This window comes from Caballeronia sp. J97, from assembly GCF_905220305.1.
Classification (GTDB): Bacteria; Pseudomonadota; Gammaproteobacteria; order Burkholderiales; family Burkholderiaceae; genus Caballeronia.
Genome location: NZ_CAJMZL010000041.1, coordinates 25,398 through 42,019 on the forward strand (window position 1 = coordinate 25,398; position 16,622 = coordinate 42,019).

Annotated in this window: 13 protein-coding genes; 1 reads left to right on the forward strand and 12 read right to left on the reverse strand. The window is 63.7% G+C overall.

Annotated elements, in window-relative coordinates:
• Nucleotides 1-157: 157 nt before the first annotated feature.
• Nucleotides 158-2,971, reverse strand: a complete 2,814-nt coding sequence (gene secA / locus U4Y90_RS32390; protein WP_321800846.1) for a preprotein translocase subunit SecA — start codon at nt 2,969-2,971, stop codon at nt 158-160.
• A 287-nt stretch (nt 2,972-3,258) separates the two neighbouring features.
• On the opposite strand from secA, the gene U4Y90_RS32395 reads away from it, so the two are divergent.
• On the forward strand, nt 3,259-3,744 hold the full coding sequence (locus tag U4Y90_RS32395) for a DUF721 domain-containing protein (RefSeq protein WP_321800847.1): 486 nt from the start codon (nt 3,259-3,261) through the stop codon (nt 3,742-3,744).
• A gap of 45 nt (nt 3,745-3,789) precedes the next feature.
• On the opposite strand, the gene lpxC is transcribed toward U4Y90_RS32395, so the two are convergent.
• The 11 genes from lpxC to mraY form a co-directional block, all read right to left on the reverse strand.
• Nucleotides 3,790-4,707: a UDP-3-O-acyl-N-acetylglucosamine deacetylase gene (gene lpxC / locus U4Y90_RS32400; protein WP_321800849.1), complete on the reverse strand. Its 918-nt coding sequence runs from the start codon at nt 4,705-4,707 to the stop codon at nt 3,790-3,792.
• Nucleotides 4,708-4,969: 262 nt separating this feature from the next.
• Nucleotides 4,970-5,473 (reverse strand): peroxiredoxin, encoded by a 504-nt coding sequence (locus U4Y90_RS32405; RefSeq protein WP_321800850.1) that lies wholly within the window; start codon nt 5,471-5,473, stop codon nt 4,970-4,972.
• A gap of 289 nt (nt 5,474-5,762) precedes the next feature.
• Nucleotides 5,763-6,971, reverse strand: coding sequence for a cell division protein FtsZ (gene ftsZ / locus U4Y90_RS32410; RefSeq protein ID WP_321800851.1), 1,209 nt, complete (start codon nt 6,969-6,971; stop codon nt 5,763-5,765).
• A gap of 108 nt (nt 6,972-7,079) precedes the next feature.
• Nucleotides 7,080-8,312 carry a cell division protein FtsA gene (gene ftsA, locus U4Y90_RS32415; protein WP_008342980.1) on the reverse strand — a complete coding sequence of 411 codons (1,233 nt, stop codon included), beginning with the start codon at nt 8,310-8,312 and terminating at the stop codon, nt 7,080-7,082.
• 26 nt (nt 8,313-8,338) lie between these two features.
• Nucleotides 8,339-9,091 carry a cell division protein FtsQ/DivIB gene (locus U4Y90_RS32420; RefSeq protein WP_321800856.1) on the reverse strand — a complete coding sequence of 251 codons (753 nt, stop codon included), beginning with the start codon at nt 9,089-9,091 and terminating at the stop codon, nt 8,339-8,341.
• A 34-nt stretch (nt 9,092-9,125) separates the two neighbouring features.
• Nucleotides 9,126-10,067 carry a D-alanine--D-alanine ligase gene (locus U4Y90_RS32425; RefSeq protein WP_321800857.1) on the reverse strand — a complete coding sequence of 314 codons (942 nt, stop codon included), beginning with the start codon at nt 10,065-10,067 and terminating at the stop codon, nt 9,126-9,128.
• A gap of 25 nt (nt 10,068-10,092) precedes the next feature.
• Nucleotides 10,093-11,493 carry a UDP-N-acetylmuramate--L-alanine ligase gene (murC, locus tag U4Y90_RS32430; protein WP_321800858.1) on the reverse strand — a complete coding sequence of 467 codons (1,401 nt, stop codon included), beginning with the start codon at nt 11,491-11,493 and terminating at the stop codon, nt 10,093-10,095.
• A complete protein-coding gene (gene murG / locus U4Y90_RS32435; protein ID WP_321800860.1) occupies nt 11,494-12,612 on the reverse strand; it encodes an undecaprenyldiphospho-muramoylpentapeptide beta-N-acetylglucosaminyltransferase in 1,119 nt (372 codons plus the stop codon).
• Nucleotides 12,609-13,886, reverse strand: a complete 1,278-nt coding sequence (gene ftsW / locus U4Y90_RS32440; protein ID WP_321800862.1) for a putative lipid II flippase FtsW — start codon at nt 13,884-13,886, stop codon at nt 12,609-12,611. Before ftsW ends, murG begins: the two co-directional genes overlap by 4 nt.
• Nucleotides 13,883-15,394: a UDP-N-acetylmuramoyl-L-alanine--D-glutamate ligase gene (gene murD / locus U4Y90_RS32445; RefSeq protein ID WP_321800864.1), complete on the reverse strand. Its 1,512-nt coding sequence runs from the start codon at nt 15,392-15,394 to the stop codon at nt 13,883-13,885. The genes ftsW and murD overlap by 4 nt, the downstream gene beginning before the upstream one ends.
• A 48-nt stretch (nt 15,395-15,442) precedes the next feature.
• The gene (mraY, locus tag U4Y90_RS32450) at nt 15,443-16,612 is read right to left on the reverse strand and encodes a phospho-N-acetylmuramoyl-pentapeptide-transferase (protein WP_321800866.1); all 1,170 of its coding nucleotides are present in this window, start codon (nt 16,610-16,612) and stop codon (nt 15,443-15,445) included.
• Between the last annotated feature and the right edge of the window lie 10 nt (nt 16,613-16,622).

Genomic DNA, 16,622 nt, shown 5'->3' on the forward strand with positions numbered 1-16,622 from the left:
CGCGTCTCAACTGTTGGTGGCAAGTGCCGGCTTGTGGAACCGGCACATGATGGAAGACTGACGCCGGCCAGCGGAATCGAACCGGCGCCGTGAATAATGGATCCTGCAAAGACAAACGACGCATCGCTGCGTCGCCTGTTCATACGTCACGAGCCGATCAAGCCAGCTTGCCGTGACAATTCTTGTACTTCTTGCCGCTGCCACACGGACACGGATCGTTGCGACCGACCTTCGGCACGTCGTCCGACGGGCGCGTCGCAACGCTGATGTCGTCGCCGGCGGCCATTGCCTGGCTGACCATCTGCGCGGTGGCGCTCGCCGCCGCTGCGGCGGGCGTGGGTTCCGCTGCCGGCGCATTGAAGTCCGCATGCGTGAACGACACGTTCTCCAGATGGCTGCCCTTCTCTTCGTACTGCTCGGCGGCTTCCTCGAGTTGCTCCGGCGACTGGATCTGCACGTTCATCACGACACGCGTAACTTCCTGCTTCACGGCATCGAGCATCGCGGCGAAGAGTTCGAACGCCTCGCGCTTGTATTCCTGCTTCGGGTTCTTCTGCGCATAGCCGCGCAGATGGATGCCCTGACGCAAGTGATCGAGCGCGGCGAGGTGCTCGCGCCAGCGGCTGTCGAGCGTCTGCAGCATGATCGAGCGCTCGAACGCGCTGAACGATTCGCGGCCCACCATCGCGACCTTCGCTTCGTACGCTTCATCGGCGGCGGCGAGCACGGCTTCGCAGATCTCTTCGGCGTCGATCGAGTTCGACTCGTTGATCATCTCCTGAACGGCGAGATCGAGCGACCAGTCGTTGCGCAGCACTTCTTCCAGTTCCGGCGCTTCCCATTGCTCTTCGATGCTGCCCGCCGGCACGAACGTGCGCACCACGTCGCCGATCACGCTCTGGCGCATCGCGGCGATGGTTTCCTGCACGTCGTTCGCTTCGAGCAGCTCGTTGCGCTGCTGGTAGATCACCTTGCGCTGATCGTTGGAGACGTCGTCGTATTCGAGCAGTTGCTTGCGGATATCGAAGTTGCGCGCTTCCACCTTGCGTTGCGCGCCTTCGATCGAACGCGTCACCATGCCCGCCTCGATCGGCTCGCCTTCCGGCATCTTCAGGCGATCCATGATGGACCGCACGCGGTCGCCCGCGAAAATGCGCAACAGCGGATCGTCCAGCGACAGATAGAAGCGCGATGAGCCCGGATCGCCCTGACGGCCCGCGCGGCCGCGCAACTGATTGTCGATACGGCGCGACTCGTGACGCTCGGTGCCGATGATGTGCAGACCGCCCGCCGCCTTCACGTGATCGTGCAGCGCCTGCCACTCGTCGTGCAGTTTCTGGATGCGCGCGGCTTTCTCGTCTTCGGGAATCGACAGATCCGCGTCGATGAACGACGCCTGCTTCTCTACGTTGCCGCCGAGCACGATGTCCGTGCCGCGGCCGGCCATGTTCGTCGCGATCGTGACGACGCCCGGGCGGCCCGCTTCCGCGACGATCGCCGCTTCGCGCGCGTGCTGCTTTGCGTTGAGCACTTCGTGCTTCACGCCCGATTGCGCGAGCAGGCCGGAGAGCAGTTCGGACGCTTCGATCGACGTCGTGCCGACGAGCGTAGGCTGACCGCGCTCGACGCAATCGCGGATGTCGCGAATCACCGCGTCGTAACGTTCCTTCGACGTCTTGTAGATCTGGTCCTGCTTGTCGGCGCGCTTCGGCGGACGATTGGTCGGAATCACGACCGTTTCGAGGCCGTAGATTTCCTGGAATTCGTAAGCTTCCGTGTCGGCCGTGCCGGTCATGCCGGACAGCTTCGCGTACATGCGGAAGTAGTTCTGCAGCGTGATGGATGCAAGCGTCTGGTTTTCGGCCTGAATCTGGACGTGTTCCTTCGCTTCGACAGCCTGATGCAGGCCGTCGGACCAGCGTCGGCCCGTCATCATGCGGCCCGTGAATTCGTCGACGATCACGACTTCGCCGTTTTGCACCACGTAATGCTGGTCGCGCAAGAAGAGCGTATGCGCGCGCAACGCGGCATAGATGTGGTGCATCAGCGTGATGTTCTGCGGCGCGTACAGGCTTTCGCCTTCGCCGATCAGGCCCCACTCGGCGAGCAGGCGCTCGGCCTTCTCATGGCCCGACTCCGTCAGGAACACCTGGCGGGCTTTTTCATCGAGCGTGTAGTCGCCGGGCTTTTCGACACCGGTGCCGTCCGCCTTTTCTTCGCCGATCTGCTGCTCGAGCAGCGGCGGCAGCGCGTTCATGCGCACGTAAAGATCGGTGTGATCTTCCGCCTGACCGGAGATGATGAGCGGCGTGCGCGCTTCGTCGATCAGGATCGAGTCCACTTCGTCGACGATCGCGAAATTGAGCGGGCGTTGCACGCGCGCGTTGGTCTCGTAGACCATGTTGTCGCGCAGATAGTCGAAGCCGAACTCGTTGTTCGTGCCGTAGGTGATGTCCGCCGCGTACGCTTCCTGCTTCTGCGAGTGCTCCATCTGCGACAGATTCACGCCGCACGACAGACCGAGGAAGTTATAGAGGCGCGCCATCCATTCGGCGTCGCGCTGGGCGAGGTAATCGTTCACCGTCACGACGTGCACGCCGCGGCCCGACAGCGCGTTCAGATACGCCGCGAGCGTCGCGACAAGCGTCTTGCCCTCGCCGGTGCGCATCTCGGCGATCTTGCCGTAGTGCAGGACCATGCCGCCGATGAGCTGAACGTCGAAGTGGCGCATCTTCAGGATGCGTTTGCTCGCCTCGCGACAGACGGCGAACGCCTCGGGCAGAATCACGTCGAGCGATTCACCACCCGCGACACGCTGGCGGAACTCATCGGTCTTGGCGCGCAGCTGGTCGTCCGAATACTTCTCGACGGTCGGCTCGAGGGCATTGATCGCCGCAACGGTCTTTTGATACTGCTTGACCAGCCGCTGATTGCGGCTGCCAAAAATCTTCTGAAGGAAACCGGTCGTCATCGGATCAGTGTCTGCGTCGCGGCTTCGGACGGGCGCATGCAAAAGCTGCGTCCGGGCTCGGAGAACCTCGGCGACTTAAGTCCATAAGGTGAAATTCGAATCGTGAATTTTAGCATGCGAGTTTGGCAGACCTTGCGTCGGCGTGCCCGCGCGTGCGTACCCCGAACGCGACAGTCATCGGGTTGAAAGCTTGCCGGTAAAGCGCCGCAGAGCAGCACGTCTGCCGGGGACAATGACTTGCCTCGCGTACAATCGAAACGTTCTGTCGGGCGTAGGCCTAACCAAAAATGAGCCGCTTTTCTACAAATTCAAGGTTGGGTTTCGATCCGCGCCGGCCGCAGGCCGTCGCTGACGTGCTCGATCGCACCGATGCCTTCCGCGCGCTGCGTGCGGGCGTCGAGCAAGTGGCGGCGCTGCAGCGCGACCTGAGTTCGCTTTTGCCGGATTATCTGGCATCGAACGTGGAGCCTGGATTCATCAAGGACGGCGTGCTCGCGCTCTTTGCCGCGCATAACGCACTCGCCGCGCGTCTGAGGCATCTGGAGCCGCGTCTGCTGTCCGATTTGCAGCAGCGCGGCTGGGCCGTCAACGCGTTGAAAATTCGCGTTCGTCCCCAGTCGATGAAAGAGCCCGCGCCGCCGAAACAGGCGCGGATGTCGCCGGCGGGCGCGTCGGCGCTGCGGGAACTGGCCGAGACGCTGGAGCCGTCGCCGCTTCAGGAAGCGCTCGCGCGCATGGCGGCGCGACATCAGGCGCGCGCACAAAAAAAATGAGCGGCGCTTGCGCTGCCGCTCATTTCTCACTGCGAGTGCTTTAAATCAGGCAAATGCCGTTTGCGTGTCGAATCCGAAACCGCGCGGCGCCTTCTGCACATCTTCGAACGTGACGATTTCATACGCGTCCTCGTTCGCGAGCAATTCGCGCAGCAGCATGTTGTTCATCGCGTGGCCGCCCTTGTACGCCTTGTACGAAGCCAGCAACGGATGACCGACCACGTAAAGGTCGCCGATCGCGTCGAGCATCTTGTGCTTCACGAATTCGTCGTCGTAACGCAGGCCGTCGTTATTCAGAATGCGATATTCGTCCAGCACGATGGCGTTGTCCATGCTGCCACCGCGCGCGAGACCCAGCTCGCGCATCATCTCGACTTCGTGCGCGAAGCCGAACGTGCGGGCGCGGGCGATTTCACGCACATAAGACGTGGTCGCAAAATCCACTTCCAGTGCCTGGCCGGTCTTGTCGACGGCCGGATGCCGGAAATCGATGGTGAAACTCAGCTTGAAGCCAAAGTACGGCTCGAGACGCGCGAACTTGTCGCCGTCGCGCACTTCGACGGGCTTCGTCACCTTGATGAACTGCTTCGCCGCGTTCTGCTCTTCGATACCCGCCGACTGAATCAGAAACACGAAGGACGCCGCGCTGCCGTCCATGATCGGAATTTCCTCGGCGGTCACATCGACATACAGGTTGTCGATGCCGAGGCCCGCGCACGCCGACATCAAGTGCTCGATGGTCGAAACGCGCGCGCCATCCTTCTGCAACACGGATGCGAGACGCGTGTCGCCGATCGCCATCGCGGACGCGGGGATATCGACCGGCTCGGGGAGATCGATACGCGAAAACACGATGCCCGTGCCAATCGGTGCGGGACGCAGGGTCAGATTGACCTTGCGACCGGAATGGAGCCCGATCCCCACGGTTTTGACGACGGTCTTGATTGTTCGCTGCTTCAACATGATGTTCTTTCCGATTTATGTTCCCTATAAAGGAAATCAATCGTGCGTTAAATTCTAATAGGTCGAATTATACTCCATTCGGCAGGCGCCGTCGTGATCCGGGAGGTATCAACTGTTTCCCTGTGTTACGCCCTGGCGGCCAAATTGTGAAGTAGAACGGGCCGATGCCCGGAATGGAGGCATTTCCGGTCATCGGCCCCAAATTGCGGCTCAGTGCGAGGGCGATTGAGCGTTGCGCGCGGGCAACGCGACGCCGCTGCACTCAGCGCAACGTCGCCAGGATGCTCTGAGCGTCGCTGACTTCGAACTTGCCGGGCGCTTCGACATTCAGCGTCTTGACCACGCCGTCGTCGACCACCATCGCGTAGCGCTGGGAACGGATTCCCATGCCACGCTCGGACAAATCCTGATCGAGTCCGAGTGCCTGAGCGAAACGCGCACTGCCGTCGGCGATCATCCTTACCTTGCCCGAGGTTTGGAGATCGCGTCCCCACGCGCTCATGACGAACGCGTCGTTGACGGAGACGCACCAGACTTCTTCGATCCCCGCGGCGGACAAATCCGCCGCGGCATCGACATAGCCGGGCACGTGTCTGGCGGAACACGTCGGCGTGAAAGCGCCCGGCAATCCGAAGATCACCACGCGCTTGCCGGCGCACCGCTCGCGCACCGGGAACGCATTCGGTCCCACGGTGCAGCCCTCGGTCGCCTCCTCGATAAACTCGAAGAGACGCACGTCGGGCAACGTTTCACCCACTTTGATCATGCTCGGTCCTTCCCTCGTCAGTGCTCGCGGACATCCTTGCGATTGCATCGTCCCGCGACCCGGCCGTTCGTCATTGCGGCAATTTCAGCCTCACTCTGCCTTCCTCGACGTCAGGGGCAAATTCGTGGGGGTCGGCTGGCCACGGCCCGGCGTCCATTTTGCATCCAGGACGCGGCCTTGGACAGTCGCCCCACGCGAAGCCTGCATCATCCGCAGCAGACGTTCAGCGCGTGCACGCGGTGAGCTGCATCGTCATGAACAACTCAGCAGCAAGTAACGTGCGCTTCGCTCAGTCCGCCTGCTTGCGCAGGAACGCCGGAATGTCATACGTATCGACGCCCTTTTCCTGCAGCGCCTGCACGTGCGATGCCGCCGTTTCACGCGTCGAGCGCCACACTGCCGGCGTGTCGAGCTGGCCGTAGTCCGTCGTCGGCTGACCGTGCTGCGAACCGTACGTGTTGTGCGAAGCCTGATGGCCGTGCGAGATCGGCTGATTGTCGGTGCCGGTGCGCAGGAGGGTCATCGGCGCTTGCTGCTGCTTCTTCGCCGCGCGGCCCAAGCCCGTTGCCACCACCGTCACGCGCAGTGCGTCGCCCATCGCGTCGTCGTACACCGCGCCGAAGATCACCGTTGCATCGTCAGCCGCGTAGGACTTGATGGTATTCATCACTTCACGCGTTTCCGACAGACGCAGCGACCGGCTCGACGTGATGTTCACCAGCACGCCCCGCGCGCCCGACAGATCCACGCCTTCGAGCAGCGGGCTGGCGACAGCCTGCTCAGCGGCGAGACGCGCGCGATCGACGCCGGCAACCGTCGCCGTGCCCATCATCGCCTTGCCCTGCTCGCCCATCACGGTCTTCACATCTTCGAAGTCGACGTTCACGAGGCCATCGACGTTGATGATTTCCGCGATACCGGCAACTGCGTTGTTCAGCACGTCGTCCGCGCACTGGAAGCACTTGTCCATCTCGGCGTCATCGCCCATCACCTCGAACAGCTTGTCGTTGAGCACGACGATCAGCGAGTCGACGTGATCCTCCAGTTGCTGCGAGCCCGCTTCCGCCACGCGCATACGGCGGCCGCCTTCGAACTCGAACGGCTTGCTCACCACGCCGACGGTCAGAATGCCCATTTCCTTCGCGATCTGCGCGACCACCGGCGCCGCGCCCGTGCCCGTGCCGCCGCCCATGCCCGCGGTGATGAACACCATGTGCGCGCCGCGCAGCGCATCGGCGATGCGCTCGCGCGCGTCTTCCGCGGCTTCCTTGCCCTTCTCCGGCTTGGCGCCCGCGCCGAGACCGGTCATGCCCAATTGCAGAACTGCCGGCGCGCGCGAACGGGCGAGCGCCTGTGCGTCGGTGTTCATCACGATGAAGTCGACGCCTTGCACGCCACGATTGATCATGTGCTGAACCGCGTTGCCGCCAGCACCGCCAACGCCCACGACCTTGATGATCGTTCCGTTGGTTTCCGTTTCCAGCATTTCGAAATCCATGTTGCCTCCGTCAAGAATGAAGATCGGCGTTATTCGACGAGAGATCGGGCAACCTTTCGTCGCGCGCCAGCCGCCGGCACCAGCGCGTAGTTCTTCACTGCGTTTTGCTTAAAAGTTCCCGAGGAACCAGTCCTTCATCCGCGAGAACACTTGTCCCATCGAACCGTTCTGCACGGCGACCTTGCGGCCGCGCATGCGCTGCGAGCGCCCTTCGGCGAGCAGGCCCATTGCCGTCGAGTAGCGCGGATTGCGCACCACGTCCGCAAGACCGCCCGCGTATTCCGGCACGCCGATGCGCACCGGCTTCAAGAAGATGTCTTCACCGAGCTCGACCATGCCGGGCATCATCGCCGCGCCGCCGGTCAGCACGACGCCGCTCGACAGCAACTCTTCGTAGCCCGACTCGCGCACCACCTGCTGCACCAGCGAGAACAGCTCTTCGACACGCGGCTCCACGACCGCCGCGAGCGCCTGACGCGACAGCGTGCGAGGACCGCGCTCGCCGAGACCCGGCACTTCGATCATTTCGTCCGGATCGGCAAGCGCCTGCTTCGCGATGCCGTAGCTCACCTTGATGTCTTCGGCGTCGGGCGTCGGCGTGCGCAGCGCCATCGCGACGTCGCTCGTGATCTGGTCGCCCGCGATCGGAATCACCGCCGTGTGACGGATCGCGCCTTCGCTGAAGATGGCGATGTCGGTCGTGCCGCCGCCGATATCGACGAGCACCACGCCCAGTTCCTTCTCGTCCTCCGTCAGCACCGCGAGCGACGACGCGAGCGGCTGCAGAATGAGGTCATTCACTTCGAGGCCGCAGCGGCGCACGCACTTCACGATGTTCTGCGCCGCGCTCACCGCGCCCGTCACGATGTGCACCTTCACTTCGAGCCGGATGCCGCTCATGCCGATCGGCTCGCGCACATCCTCTTGCCCGTCGATGATGAATTCCTGGGTCAGGATGTGCAGCACCTGCTGATCGGTCGGGATGTTGATCGCCTTGGCCGTCTCGATCACGCGCGCGACGTCCGCCTGCGTGACTTCCTTGTCCTTGATCGCGACCATGCCGCTCGAATTGAAGCTGCGAATGTGGCTGCCCGCGATGCCGGTGAATACGTTTGTGATCTTGCAATCCGCCATCAGTTCGGCTTCTTCGAGCGCTCGCTGGATGGATTGCACCGTGGCCTCGATATTGACCACGACGCCCTTCTTCAACCCCTTCGAGTCGCTCTGACCGAGTCCGATCACCTCGTAGTGGCCTTCGCCTTTCAGTTCGGCGACGATCGCGACCACCTTCGACGTTCCGATGTCGAGGGAAACCAGCAGGTCTTTGTAGTCTTTGCTCATAGCGTGCTCATGCCTGTGATGTCTGCTTACTTCTTGGCCTTATCGGTGTCGTTGATGAAGCGCATGTTCGCGGCTCGTATGGCAAAGCCGTTCGGGTACCGCAAATCCGCATATTCGATGTCCTTCCCCCATCGTCCCGTAACGGACGACCACGACGCGACGAAACGCTTGCAACGCTCGTTCAGCGTGTCCTGGTTGCGCTCGCGGCCGAGTTCGATCTGCGTGCCGTTCGACAGCTTGACCGTCCACGCGAAACGCGGCGACAGCGTCACTTCCTCCGGCTTCGCGTCGATCGGCGCGAACCACTTCTGGAAATCGTGAAAGCGCGCGACGACTTCCTTCGCCGTGCCCTCGGGTCCGTCGAACGCGGGCAGGTCGTCGTCGAGCTCGCCCTGGTTCGCGGTGAAGAGATCGCCATCGACGCTCACCAGTTGATCGTTGCCCCACGTGCCGAGCGGCTTGTATTCCTCCAGCGTCACCGCGAGCGCATTCGGCCACACGCGCCGCACGCTCGCGCGGTGCACCCACGGCACCTGCTCGAACGCGGCGCGCGCCGCGTCCAGATCGACCGTGAAGAAGTTGCCCTTCAGGTGGCCGACCACGCTCGCGCGCACGACCGGCGAACTGACATGCGTCGTGTCCCCGTCGATCTGAATCTCGCGCAGGCGAAACTCGGGACGCTGGATCGCCCAGTAACCCGCGGCGGCCAGAAGCAGCAGCACGAGCACGACGTGCAGCGCGTTGGCGGCGAGGTTGAGTTGGCGAACGTTGTTCCACATGGTTTCGCTTGTTCGTGTCCTGTGTGTGATCGACCTAGTTCTTCAGCGTGAGCGACAGCACCTTCACGACGAGATCCTTGTAGCTGATGCCGACCGCGCGCGCGGCCTTCGGCGGCAACGAGTGATCGGTCATGCCGGGCGCCGTGTTCACCTCGAGGAAATACGGGTTGCCGTCTGCATCGAGCATGAAGTCGGCGCGGCCCCAGTCAGTGCAGCCGAGAATCTCGAACGCGCGCTTGGTCAGTTGCTTCATGCGCGCTTCTTCGGTTTCGGTCAGGCCGCACGGAATCAGGTACTGCGTGTCGTCGGCGACGTACTTCGCGTGATAGTCGTAGAACTCGCCCGCCGGCACGATCTTGATGACCGGCAAGTCGAGATCGCCCGCGATGCAGCACGTGAATTCGCCGCCGCCTTCGATGCTCTTCTCGACGATCACGATCTTGTCGTAGTGCGCCGCTTCTTCGAGCGCGGGCACGAGCGTTTCCGCACTCTTCACCTTGATGACGGCGACGCTCGATCCTTCGCTCGCCGGCTTCACGAAAAGCGGCAGCCCCAGCTTCGCGATGATGTCCTGCGCGCGAGCCGCGTAGTCTTCGCCGCGAAACACGGTCTCGAACGGCGGCGTCGGCACGCCGGTCTGCTGCCACACGAGTTTCGTGCGCAGTTTGTCCATGCCGAGCGCCGAGCCGAGCACGCCGCTGCCCGTGTAACGAATGCCGTAGAAATCCAGCGCGCCTTGCAGTTGCCCGTTCTCGCCATAACCGCCATGCAGCGCGATGAACGCGCGCACGAAGCCCTGCGCCTTCAGATCCGAAAGCGGATGCATGGCAGGATCGAACGGATGCGCGTCGATGCCCGCCTCGCGCAGGCCTTCGAGTACGAGGCGCCCGGAATTGAGCGAGACCTCGCGCTCGGCGGAATTCCCACCGAGCAGCACCGCGACTTTGCCGAATACCTTCGGATCGATTTGATTCACTTGATTGCTCGTTACGTCTGTCATTTCAGTTCTGGCCGTTTGCCACGTTGACCAGCTTGGCGCACACGCCGCCGATGGAACCCGCGCCCATTGCGATCACCACATCGCCGTTACGCGCGATGGTCGTCACCGCGTCGGGCACTTCGTCGATGGTTTCGACGAACACCGGCTCGACCTTGCCCGCGACGCGAATCGCACGCGCCAGCGCGCGACCGTCGGCGGCGACGATGGGCGCTTCGCCGGCTGCGTAAACATCGGTGAGCACGAGCGCATCAACCGTCGAAAGCACCTTCACGAAATCCTCGAAGCAGTCGCGCGTGCGCGTGTAGCGATGCGGCTGGAACGCGAGCACGAGACGCCGGTCGGGAAACGCGCCGCGCGCCGCCGCGATCGTCGCGGCCATTTCGACCGGGTGATGACCGTAGTCGTCGATCAGCGTGTAGGTACCTTCGCCGTTGCTCGCGCTCACTTCGCCGTAACGCTGGAAACGCCGGCCCACGCCGTTGAATTCGGCGAGTGCACGCTGGATATCGGCATCGGCGACTTCGAGTTCAGTCGCGATAGCAATCGCCGCGAGCGCGTTCTGCACGTTGTGCGTGCCCGGCAGGTTCAGCACGATGTCGAGCGACGGCGCGTCCGCGCGCAATGTCGTGAAATGCATGCGGCCATCGCGCGCTTCGACGTTCACCGCGCGCACTTCCGCTTCCGCGCCGAGACCGTAACGGATGATCGGCTTCGACACGAACGGCAGGATTTCGCGCACGTTCGGATCGTCCACGCACAGCACCGCGATGCCGTAGAACGGCAGGCGGTGCGTGAACTCGATGAACGCCTGCTTCAGCCGCGCGAAGTCGTGGCCGTAGGTGTCCATGTGATCGGCGTCGATGTTCGTGATGACTTCGATCACCGGGAACAGATTGAGGAACGACGCATCGGACTCGTCGGCTTCCGCGACGATGAAATCGCCCGTGCCGAGGCGCGCGTTCGCGCCCGCGCTGATCAGACGCCCGCCGATCACGAAGGTCGGGTCGAGCCCGCCCGCCGCGAGCACGCTCGCGACGAGCGAAGTCGTCGTGGTCTTGCCGTGTGTGCCGGCGATCGCGATGCCCTGCTTCAGGCGCATCAGTTCCGCGAGCATCACGGCGCGCGGCACGATCGGCACGCGCCGATGGCGCGCGGCGAGCACCTCGGGATTGTCGGGACGCACGGCCGTCGACACGACGACCGCATTCGCGCCTTCGATGTTCTGCTCGTGATGGCCGATCTCGACGCGCGCGCCGAGTGCACGCAGGCGCTCCGTGACCGCGCCGTTCGAAAGATCCGAGCCGCTGACCTGATAGCCGAGGTTGAGCAGCACTTCGGCGATGCCGCTCATGCCCGCGCCGCCGATCCCGACGAAGTGAATATGCTTGACGATATGTTTCATTTAATGTGCCTCCCGAGCTTGCGCGTTCATACGCGCGCCGGCCACGTCGGCGCATATGCTCGCGACCCTTTCGGTCGCATCCGGTTTCGCGAGCGCGCGCGAGCGCTCGGCCATGTCCGCGAGCGATGCGCGCGACTGTGCGCGTAACCAGTCGGCGAGCTTCTGCGCCGACAAATCGCGTTGTTGTATCAATTCAGCCGCGCCGTTCTTCGCAAGGAACGCGCCGTTGGTCGTCTGGTGATCGTCTACGGCGAACGGGAACGGCACGAAGAGCGCCGCCACGCCGACCGCCGCGATCTCCGAGACCGTCATCGCGCCCGAGCGGCAGATGACGAGATCCGCCGATGCATACGCGCTCGCCATGTCTTCGATGAACGGCACGAGTTGCAGGTCTTCACCGCGCGTGAGACCCGCAGCCGCGTAGTTCGCTTCCAGTGCTTCGATATGCTTCGCGCCCGCCTGATGCACGATGCGCGGACGCTCGTCCGATGCGAGCATCGCGAGCGCTTTGGGCACGGTTTCGTTGAGCGCGGCGGCGCCGAGACTGCCTCCGACGACGAGCACGTTCAGGCGTCCCGAACGCGCGGCGTAGCGTTCTTTGGGTGGCAATGCGCTGGTTAGTTCCGCACGGATCGGGTTTCCGGTCCATTCCGCATTCGGCAGAGCATTGGGAAACGCGACGAGCACGCGCTTCGCTAGATGCGCAAGCGCCTTGTTCGCGAGTCCCGCGATCGAATTCTGTTCGTGCAGCACGAGCGGGCAGCCCGCGAGCTTCGTCATGATGCCCGCCGGAAACGTGATGTAGCCGCCCATGCCGAGCACGACGTCCGGCTTCACGCGACGCAATGCGGCGAAGCTCTGCGAACACGCGCGCAGCAGATTCACCGGCAACATCAGCTTCGTCTTGAAGCCCTTGCCGCGCACGCCGCCGAAACGCACGCATTCCATCGGAATGCCGTGCTTCGGCACGAGCGTCGCTTCCATGCCGCTCGCGTTGCCGAGCCACACCACGCGCCAGCCCTGCGCCTGCATCCAGTGCGCGACCGCGAGCCCCGGGAACACGTGGCCCCCGGTGCCGCCCGCCATCACCATCAAGGTGCGGTCGCGTTGCGCGGTCATACTTTTCCTCCGCGCATCAGTACACGATTTTCGTAGTCGACACGCAGCAGGACGGCCAGCGCGACGCAGTTCAGCAGAATGCCCGAGCCGCCGTAGGAAACGAGCGGCAGCGTGAGACCCTTGGTCGGCAGGAGACCGAGATTCACGCCCATGTTGATGAAGGTCTGCGCGCCGAACCAGATGCCGACGCCCTTCGCCATCAAACCGGCGAACGTGCGATCGAGCGCGAGCGCCTGACGGCCGATCTCGAACGCGCGGCGCACGATCCAGTAGAACAGCAGGATCACGCAGATCACGCCGACGAACCCGAGCTCCTCGCCGATCACGGCGAGAATGAAGTCGGTATGCGCTTCCGGAAGATAGTTGAGCTTCTCGACGCTGCCGCCGAGGCCGACGCCGAACCACTCGCCGCGCCCGAACGCGATCAGAGAGTGCGTCAACTGATACGCCTTGCCTTGCGCATAACGTTCGTCCCACGGATCGAGGTAAGCGAAGATCCGCTCACGACGCCACGGCGACGCCCACACGAGCAACGTGAACGTGCCCACCGCCGTCGCGACGAGGCCGCCGAAGAGCTTGCCGTTGACACCGCCGAGGAACAGCACGCCCATCGCGATGGCGGCGATCACCATGAATGCGCCCATGTCGGGCTCGAGCAGCAGCAGCGCGCCGACCGCGCCGACCGCGACCGCCATCGGCAGGAAGCCCTTGCCGAAGCTGTGCATGAACTCCTGCTTGCGCACCGTGTAGTTCGCGGCGTAGATCGTCACCGCGAGCTTCATGATTTCCGACGGCTGCATGTTCGTGATGCCGAGCGGAATCCAGCGACGCGCGCCGTTCACGCCCTTGCCGACATGCGGAATGAGCACGATGACGAGCATGACCAGCGCGACGAGAAAGAGCTTCGGCGCGTATTTGTCCCACGTCTTGATCGGAATCTTGAACGCGATGATCGCGCCGACCAGCGCCGTCGTGATCGAAATCAGATGGCGCACGAGGAAGTGATAGTCGCGGTAGCTCGCGTACTTGGGCGAGTCGGGCATGGCGATCGACGCCGAGTACACCATCACGATGCCCAGCCCGAGGAGCGCGATCATCACCCACAACAGCGAATAGTCGTAGTCGAGCATGCGCGAGCGCGCGGGACGCACACCGTTGACGGCGCTCGAAATGCCGCCGCGCGTACCTGAGTTCGAACGGCCCGCGAGCGAGTCGCCCGGCACGGCGTTGCGCTGGCCGGTGAGTTTCGATCCGAAGCGTTCCGACCAGCTCATAGCATCACTCCCCGCGCGGCGGCGATATCTTCGACCGCGCTGCGAAACACGTCGGCGCGGTGTGCGTAGTTCTTGAACATGTCGAGGCTCGCGCACGCGGGCGAGAGCAGCACGGCGTCGCCGGCTTGCGCGATGCGCGCGGCAGCGTTGGTCGCGGCTTCGAGCGTCGCGTGGTCTTCGAGCGCGACGCCCGTCGAGGCCAGCGTCTCGCGAATGCGCGACGCGTCGCGGCCGATCAGCATCACCGCGCGCGCCCAGCGTGCGACCGGCGCTTCGAGCGGCGAGAAGTCCTGCCCCTTGCCGTCGCCGCCGGCGATCAGCACGATGCGTTGCGCGAGGCCGTCGAGTGCGGCGACGGTCGCGCCGACGTTGGTGCCCTTGCTGTCGTCGACATAATCCACGCCGTCGATCTGCGCGATCACTTCAACGCGATGCGGCTCGCCACGATACTCGCGCAGGCCATGCAGCAGCGCGGCCAGCGGCAGATCGATCGCGCGCGTGAGCGCAAGCGCCGCCAGCGCGTTCGCCGCGTTGTGAAGACCGCGGATACGCAGTGCATCGGCGGGCATCAGTCGTTTCGAAACGACGTTCGGCTCGCTCACCTCATGCTTGCGACGACGCGACGGCGCGGGTTCATCGGCGGCGTCGCGATCGATGCCTTCGACCAGCCAGGCCATGCCGTTGTCGCGCATGAGTCCGTAGTCGCCGACGTGACACGGCTCGTCCAGACCAAACGTCACGACGCGATCCTGCGCGATGTTCTTCGCGAGCGCCATCGTGCGGCTGTCGTCACGGTTCAGCACGCGCGTCGTGCGCAAGCCGAAGATGCGGCCCTTCGCGGCGGCGTAGGCGTCGAGGCCGCCGTGCCAGTCGAGATGGTCCTGCGTGATGTTGAGCACCGCGGCCGCATCGGGTGCGAACGTGTGCGCGGTTTCCAGCTGGAAGCTCGACAGTTCGAGCACCCAGATATCGGGCAGCGCGGTCTGGTCGATGGCTTCGGTCAGTTTGTCGAGCATCGCCGGGCTGATGTTGCCCGCGACCGCAACCGACTTGCCCGCGCGCTGGCACAGGAGTCCGGTCAGCGCGGTCGTCGTGGTCTTGCCGTTCGTGCCCGTGATCGCGATGACCTTCGGCGCGTATCCGTTCGCGCCGAGCCCGGCGAGCGCCTGCGCGAAAAGTTCGAGTTCGCCCCATACGGGAATGCCGCGCTCGTTCGCCGCAGCGATCAGCGGCGCGAGATCCGGCGCGAGCGGCGAAAGCCCCGGGCTGATCGCGACGAGCTCGATGCCGTCATCCAGCAGCGCCGGTGTGAACGCGCCGCCGACGAAATCCGCGTCGATCTTGTGGATCGCGAGCTCGGAGAGATTCGGCGGCGTTTCGCGCGTGTCGGCGATGCGCAGGCGGCAACCGTGCCTGGCGCACCAGCGCGCCATCGCGAGACCGGATTCACCCAGTCCCAGCACGAGCACCATCGGACTTTGCCGACCGACAAACTTCTCGCCAAACATCGCTTTACCTTTCCCGAAAAACTGAAAAACCGCCAAAACGCAAAAAGATCAACGCAGCTTGAGCGTCGATAGACCGAACAGACACAGCATCAACGTGATGATCCAGAAGCGCACCACCACTTGCGTCTCGGTCCAGCCCGACAGCTCGTAGTGATGATGCAGCGGCGCCATCTTGAAGAAACGCCGTCCCTCGCCATAGCGGCGCTTCGTGAACTTGAACCAGAAGACCTGCAGCATCACGGAGAGCGTCTCCGCGACGAAGATGCCGCCCATGATGAAGAGCACGATTTCCTGACGGACGATCACCGCGATCGTCCCGAGCGCGCCGCCGAGCGCGAGCGCGCCGACATCGCCCATGAAGACTTGCGCGGGGTGCGTGTTGTACCAGAGAAACGCGAGACCGGCGCCTCCCATCGCGGAACAAAAGATCAAAAGCTCGCCCGCGCCGGGAATGTGCGGGAACAGCAGATATTTCGAATAGACCGAACTGCCCATCACATAGGCGAACGCGCCGAGCGACGCCCCGACGAGCACGACCGGCATGATGACGAGACCGTCGAGGCCGTCGGTGAGATTCACCGCGTTGCTCGAACCGACGATCACGAAATACGTCATCGCGATGAAACCCCACACGCCGAGCGGATACGTGATCGACTTGAGGAACGGCAGCATCAGGTCGGCGCGCGCGGGCAGTCCCATCGAGAGGCCGCTTCTCACCCACGCCATGAAGAGATCGAACACGCGCGCGTTGTTCGCCTCGGAAACCGAAAACGCGAGATACACCGCCGCGAACAGGCCGATCACCGATTGCCAGAAATACTTCTCCCGCGAGGACATGCCGCGCGGATCCTTGTGCACGACCTTGCGATAGTCGTCCACCCAGCCGATCACGCCGTAGCCGAACGTGACGAGCATCACGATCCACACGAAGCGGTTCGTGAGGTCGGCCCACAGCAACGTGGACACGGCGATGCCCATGAGGATCAGGACACCGCCCATCGTCGGCGTGCCGGATTTGACGAGGTGCGTCTGCGGGCCGTCCTTGCGCACGGCCTGACCGACCTTCAGCGCGGTCAGCTTGCGGATGACCCAAGGGCCGCAAACGAGGCCGATCAGAAGCGCCGTCGCCGTGGCTCCCACGGCGCGGAACGTAATGTAGGTAAACACGCGCATGAAGCTGGCGTCATTCTGAAGCCATTGCGCGAGTGCGAGTAACATGCTGGTCCTT